The 6,069-nt window shown below is 66.7% G+C and carries 5 protein-coding genes; all 5 read left to right on the forward strand.

What is annotated here, in order from left to right:
• Window positions 1-7: 7 nt before the first annotated feature.
• Window positions 8-739: a ribonuclease PH gene (rph, locus tag AC1DE1_RS12790; protein ID WP_121883282.1), complete on the forward strand. Its 732-nt coding sequence runs from the start codon at window positions 8-10 to the stop codon at window positions 737-739.
• An 11-nt stretch (window positions 740-750) separates the two neighbouring features.
• Window positions 751-1,350: an RdgB/HAM1 family non-canonical purine NTP pyrophosphatase gene (gene rdgB, locus AC1DE1_RS12795; RefSeq protein WP_441604510.1), complete on the forward strand. Its 600-nt coding sequence runs from the start codon at window positions 751-753 to the stop codon at window positions 1,348-1,350.
• 3 nt (window positions 1,351-1,353) lie between these two features.
• On the forward strand, window positions 1,354-2,520 hold the full coding sequence (gene hemW, locus AC1DE1_RS12800) for a radical SAM family heme chaperone HemW (RefSeq protein WP_477175046.1): 1,167 nt from the start codon (window positions 1,354-1,356) through the stop codon (window positions 2,518-2,520).
• 81 nt (window positions 2,521-2,601) lie between these two features.
• Window positions 2,602-4,887, forward strand: coding sequence for a DUF1631 family protein (locus AC1DE1_RS12805; RefSeq protein WP_477175047.1), 2,286 nt, complete (start codon window positions 2,602-2,604; stop codon window positions 4,885-4,887).
• The gene (locus tag AC1DE1_RS12810) at window positions 4,884-5,243 is read left to right on the forward strand and encodes a PilZ domain-containing protein (RefSeq protein ID WP_441604513.1); all 360 of its coding nucleotides are present in this window, start codon (window positions 4,884-4,886) and stop codon (window positions 5,241-5,243) included. The genes AC1DE1_RS12805 and AC1DE1_RS12810 overlap by 4 nt, the downstream gene beginning before the upstream one ends.
• The last annotated feature ends 826 nt before the right edge of the window (window positions 5,244-6,069 follow it).

Here is a 6,069-nt window from a genome sequence, read left to right on the forward strand (position 1 = left end):
CATTCCCATGAGCTCTCCCAGCCGCCCCAGTGGCCGCGCCAGCGACCAGCTGCGCACCGTGACCATCGAACGCCACTACACCCGCCACGCCGAAGGTTCGGTGCTGGTGAGCTTTGGCGACACCCGCGTGCTGTGCACCGCCAGCATCGAAGACCGCGTGCCACCTTGGCTGCGCGGCAAGGGCGAGGGCTGGATCACCGCCGAATACGGCATGCTGCCGCGCGCCACCAACACCCGCATGCAGCGCGAAGCCGCGCGCGGCGGCCAGGGCGGCCGCACCATGGAAATCCAGCGCCTGATCGGCCGCAGCCTGCGTGCCTGCGTGGATCGCCAGGCATTGGGCGAGCGCGTGATCACGCTCGACTGCGACGTGATCCAGGCCGATGGCGGCACCCGCACCGCCGCCATCACGGGTGCCTATGTGGCACTGGTTGACGCGGTGAACCTGCTGATGAAGCGCGAGAACCTGCGCCGCAACCCGGTGGTGGGTGCGATCGCCGCCGTCTCGGTGGGCATTTATCAGGGCGTCCCCGTGCTCGATCTGGACTACGCCGAAGACTCCAATTGCGATACCGACATGAACGTGGTGATGAACGACGGCGGCGGCTTTATCGAGGTGCAGGGCACGGCCGAGGGCCATGCGTTCCGTCGCGATGAGATGGACGCCCTGCTGGGCCTTGCCGAGAAAGGCATCGCCGAGCTGGTGGCCGCGCAGCGCGCCGCGCTCGAACTGTCGTAACGGTTGCGCTGATGACACGCATCGTCCTGGCCAGCAGCAATCCCGGCAAACTGGCGGAGTTCAACGACCTGCTGGCCGACAGCGGCCTGCACGTCGAGCCGCAGTCGGCGTTCAACGTGCCCGACGCCGAGGAAACCGGCCTCACCTTCGTCGAGAACGCGCTGCTCAAGGCGCGTCATGCCTCGCGCATCAGCGGGCTGCCGGCGCTGGCCGACGATTCGGGCCTGTGCGTGCGGCATCTGCGCGGCGCGCCCGGACTCTACTCGGCGCGTTACAGCGGCCAACACGGCGACAACGCCGCCAACAACGCGCGCCTGCTGCGTGAACTGGAGGGCGTGCCGACCGAGCAGCGTGGCGCGTTCTTCATCTGCGTGCTGGTGCTGCTGCAACACGCCGACGATCCGGCGCCGCTGATCGCCGAAGGCCGCTGGCATGGCCATGTGCTCACCGAACAGCGCGGCACGCACGGCTTCGGCTACGACCCGTTGTTCCTGCCGGAAGACGAAACCGTCAGCGCCGCTGAGCTTCCGCCCGGCCTGAAGAATCGCATCAGCCATCGCGGCCGTGCGTTGGCGCTGCTGCGCAGCCAGCTCGGCGAGACGCATGGTTAAGCCATGTCGCTGATCGCGCCACCGCTGTCGCTGTACGTCCACATGCCGTGGTGCGTGAAGAAGTGCCCGTATTGCGACTTCAACTCCCACGGCGTACGCGGCGACACGCCGCCGTATGAAAGCTATGTGGACGCATTGCTCGCCGACCTCGATGCCGACCTGATTGATTTTGGTGGCGCGGTGCACGGGCGCACGGTGCAGACCATCTTTTTCGGTGGCGGCACGCCCAGCCTGTTCGCACCGGATCTGATCGACCGTTTTCTCGACGGCGTGCGCGCCCGCCTGCAGCTGGCCACTGACGCCGAGATCACGCTGGAAACCAACCCCGGCACGGTCGAGCATGGACGTTTCGACGGCTATCTGGCCGCTGGGGTGAATCGCCTGTCGTTCGGCATCCAGAGCTTTGACGATGCCAAGCTGCGCCGGCTCGGTCGCATCCACTCGGCCAGCGAGGCCGAAGCGGCGGTAAAGTCCGCCCAGGACGCGGGCTACATCAACCTCAATCTCGACCTGATGTACGCGCTGCCCGAGCAAACCCAGGAGGGCGCGCTGGCCGACGTGGCGCGCGCCGTCGCGCTGCAGCCCACGCATATTTCGCACTACCAGCTCACCCTTGAGCCGAATACGGCCTTCGCCGCCAACCCGCCGCCGCTGCCTGACGACGATCACGCCTGGGCCATGCAAGAGGCCTGCGAACAACAGCTCGCCGCCGCCGGCTATAGGCAATACGAGATATCCGCCTACGCCCAGAGCGACCGCCGCTGCGCGCACAATCTCAACTATTGGCGCTTCGGCGATTACCTCGGTATCGGCGCCGGCGCCCACGGCAAGCTCACCGACGTGGCCAGCGGGCAGATCATCCGCCGCTGGAAGACGCGCCTTCCCAAAGCGTATCTGGCGACGCCCGCCGGCGCCGGACGCATCGGCGGCAGCGCGTCGGTAGCCCCGGACGAACTGCCCTTCGAATACATGCTCAACGCCTTGCGCCTGATCGATGGCGTGCCCATGGCCGACTTTGTCGAACGCACCGGCCTGCCGCTCGAGCGCATCGCAGGCGCCCTCGCCCATGCCCGCCAACGGGGCTGGCTGGCGGACGACCCAGGTCGTTTGCATACCACGGCGCTCGGCCAGCGCTTCCTCAATGACGTCATTTCCGGATTCCTTGACTGAATCCACCGTCCGGCCGATGGCGTGCACCCGATACCCGCTTTAGACTCTGTGCCATCCGGGGGGAATCAACCAAGGTCTGTCATGGAAGTCGAACAGCAGGGTCGACGGCCGCCGCATGCATCTGATCGGGACTCGCGTCCTGACAATGTCGCGTGGTCGCCGCGTGCCCGTCGCCTGATCGAAGAAACGCACTCCCTCTGCACCAGCTGGCTGGAAGCACCGCTGCGCCAGTGCTTCCTTGAGGCCGAACAGCGCCTGTACGCGCAGGCCGAGCGTTCGCGCAATCCCGCCGAACAGCAACAGTGCCTGTATTCCCGCCAGCTGATCCAACAGCAGCGCGGACCCGTGGAGCGCCGCTTCATGGAGGGCGTACGCCAGCATTTCGGCAGCGTCGGCACGGTGCACGAACCCGAAGTGGTGCACCCCGACGCGCCACGCCGACCGCTGGAGCTGCTTGACCCCACCGAACACGAACAAACCGTGGCGCTCGACAAGCTGATTGCGCGCGGCGAAGCGCGCCATGGCACGGCGCTGTTTGAACTGGGCTATCGGTTCGCCGTGCTGGCCAGCCTGCCGCCGCTGGAAGGCGAAAGCCTGCCGCTGGGCCCACAGGCGCTGGCCCATGCGTTCCGCGATGGCATGACCGCGCTGGAGTTGCCGGTCGAACATCGCCTGCTGCTGTTGCAGTGTTTCGACATGGCCGTGGTGCAAGGACTGTCGACGCTGTACGACACGGTCAACGAACATCTGCGCGCCGACGGCATCCTGCCGCAGCTGCGCGCCTTCCCGACGACGCGTGCGCCGATCGAGCGCCAGCCGCGTCCGGGCGCAAACGACAATCCGCCCGTGCCGCTGGCACGCCAGGCAGCCGCAGCGACGCCTCCCGCGAGTGCGACCGCACCGCGCAGCGACAGCATCGCCGTGCTCGACAATCTGCGCGAAATGCTCGCACAGCATCGCGCGGGCCAGGGCGCACTCAGCTATCAGGATGGCGGACGTGCGGCGACGCCGGGCGAACTCCAGCTCGCGCTGGACGCGCTGCAATTGCATGTGAGCGACGTGGCCGAGCAGGCACGCCGCGAACTGCTCAGCGCCCAGGCGCTGCGCGAGGAGTTGATCACCCAGCTCAACACCGGCCGACCGGCGGGCTCGGCGCAGATGCATCTGACCGAAGAGCAGGGCGACACGGTGGAACTGGTCGCCATGTTGTTCGAGCAGCTGGATCGGCAGGTGCCCAACAAGAGCAACGCGCACTCGCTGCTCGGCGATCTCCAGCTGCCTCTGCTGCGCATGGCGGTGGCCGACCAGGGCTTCTTCAACCAGCGCGAACATCCCGCGCGCAAGCTGCTGGGCCTCGTCGCCGAAGCGGCGAATGACTGGCTGGACGGCCCCGAAGGCGACGTCGATCGCTCGCTCGAAGCGAAGATCAACCAACTGGTCGACCGCGCACGCCGCGAACCACCCAGCACCGGGCTCTACACCAGCCTGCTGGCCGATATCGAACATCATCTGGGCCTGCTCAACCGCAAGGCACAGATCGCCGAACGTCGCCAGGTGGAGGCGATGCAGGGTCGCGAGCGGCTCGAGCAGGCGCGCCATCGCGCCGCCGAGTTGATGACCGAGCGCTTCGACAAGTGCAATCCACGCGGCTTGTTGCGCACCTTGCTGGAGCGCGCCTGGTCCGACGTGCTCGCGCTCACGCTGTTGCGCCACGGCGAAGACAGCGAAGCGTTTACGTTGCGCCTGCGCATCACCGATCAGTTGCTGGGTCAGCAGCCCGTGCTCGATCGCAACCTGCTGCAGGCCGAGGTGGAGTCGGGCCTGCAACAGATCGGCATGCACGCCGAGGAATCCGTGCAGGTCGCCCAGCGCCTGCTGGGCATTCCGGCCAATAGCCCGACCACCAGCGAAGCGGCGACGACCACCGAGCTGGCCCTCAAGCTGAAACAGCATCAGCGACTGGGCGAGCACGCCGCACCGGAAACGCCGGCGCCCGTTCCGGCCGCACCGCCGACACCGGCTCCGCCGGCCGAGTCGCCGGAGCGCCGCATCCGCCAGCGCCTGCGTCAGTTGCCCTTCGGCAGCTGGTTTGAATTCATCGATCCGTCCAACGGACGCATCACCGAACGCAAGCTGGCCTGGTATTCGCCGGTATCGGGCAACAGCCTGTTCGTCACCCGTCGCGGCCTGCGCGGCCAGGAAATGACGCTGGAACAGCTCGCCCACGAAATGGCCTGTGGCCGCGTGCGCGAAATGCCGCCGGTGCGCGAGAACCTGCTCGATCGCGCCTGGCATGCACTCACCAGCCACCTGCGCCAGATCACCAGCGGTCCGCCAGCCGCATCGCGTAGCGGAGCATCGACGTGAGCGAGAACATTGCCTCTATCGACCAGCGCCGCGCGCTGCGCAAACGCGCCAATTTCACTGCCGTCGTCACTGACGTGATCACCGGCCAGCCGATCGGCCATCTGGGCAATCTCTCCGCCAACGGCATGCTGCTGATCAGCACGCACCCGCCGCGCAGCGAGGCCATCTATCAGGTCAGCCTGTCATTGCCTGGCCTGGGTAGTGCGCCACAGAGCATCGAGGTGGGCATCCAGGAACAGTGGCACGAAGCCGCGGCCAGCCCCGGACAGGTGTGGTCGGGGTATCGCATCGTGGCGATCGATGATGCGGATGCGGCGATGTTGGATGCGTGGTTGGAGCAGCCGGAGAGGGGTTAGGGGGTTGCTCGTCGTCGCGGCGTAGGTGGCGTTTTGTTCGCTATGCCGACGCAGGCCGGGGGCGCTTTTCAACAGCCGAATGGCTGGTCATCCAGAGCTTCGGTGTTTCCTTGTCACCTTGAGGCCAGCGTGCCGCCTACGCGGCGGGCGTTTCGATCGGCTGCCGCCGACCGAGTCACTTTTCTCTTGCTGGCCCAAGAGAAAAGTAACCCAAAGAGAATGGCCTGATAACGCCCGCAGCATCGTGTTGGGATAAGCCCGAACGCTCGAGGCACACCGTCAGGGGACAACCTCCGAGGGTACACAGCGGGTACCGCAAAGCGCTGCGCAACGCGCCCGAATCGCTGAGGACTTAAAGCGGGGCCTCGCTGCGCCTCGGCTTTGGGTCACAGATGGCGCAATTGATGCCGCGCCTGGCGCTTGTCTGTGGGAGCGCACCCTGTGCGCGACAGCCACGCCTGGGTATACCGCTCCGTAGGTTTGTCGCGCACAGGGTGCGCTCCCACAGAAGAGCCGACCGGCAAGATTGATCCGCCATCCACGGACCTGCGTCCCCCTTGTAGGAGCGCACTTGTGCGCGACCGCACCACCTGGATGCACCGCTCCGTCGGCTGGTCGCGCACAAGTGCGCTCCTACAAAAGAGCGGCCCAACAGAGTCGGACGTCGCGTGGCTCTTGATGCGGCTCTTGATCTCGGGGTCCCCGTATGACGCGGCGGGCGGGTGGAGGAAAGCCCGAAGGGTGGCCGCATGGATGCGGCCAGTTTTTCGACAGGACAGGGATGTCCTGTCGAAAAACCCCGTAACCCGCACGCGCACCTGGAGGG

This window comes from Dyella sp. 05T440 (assembly GCF_056395965.1).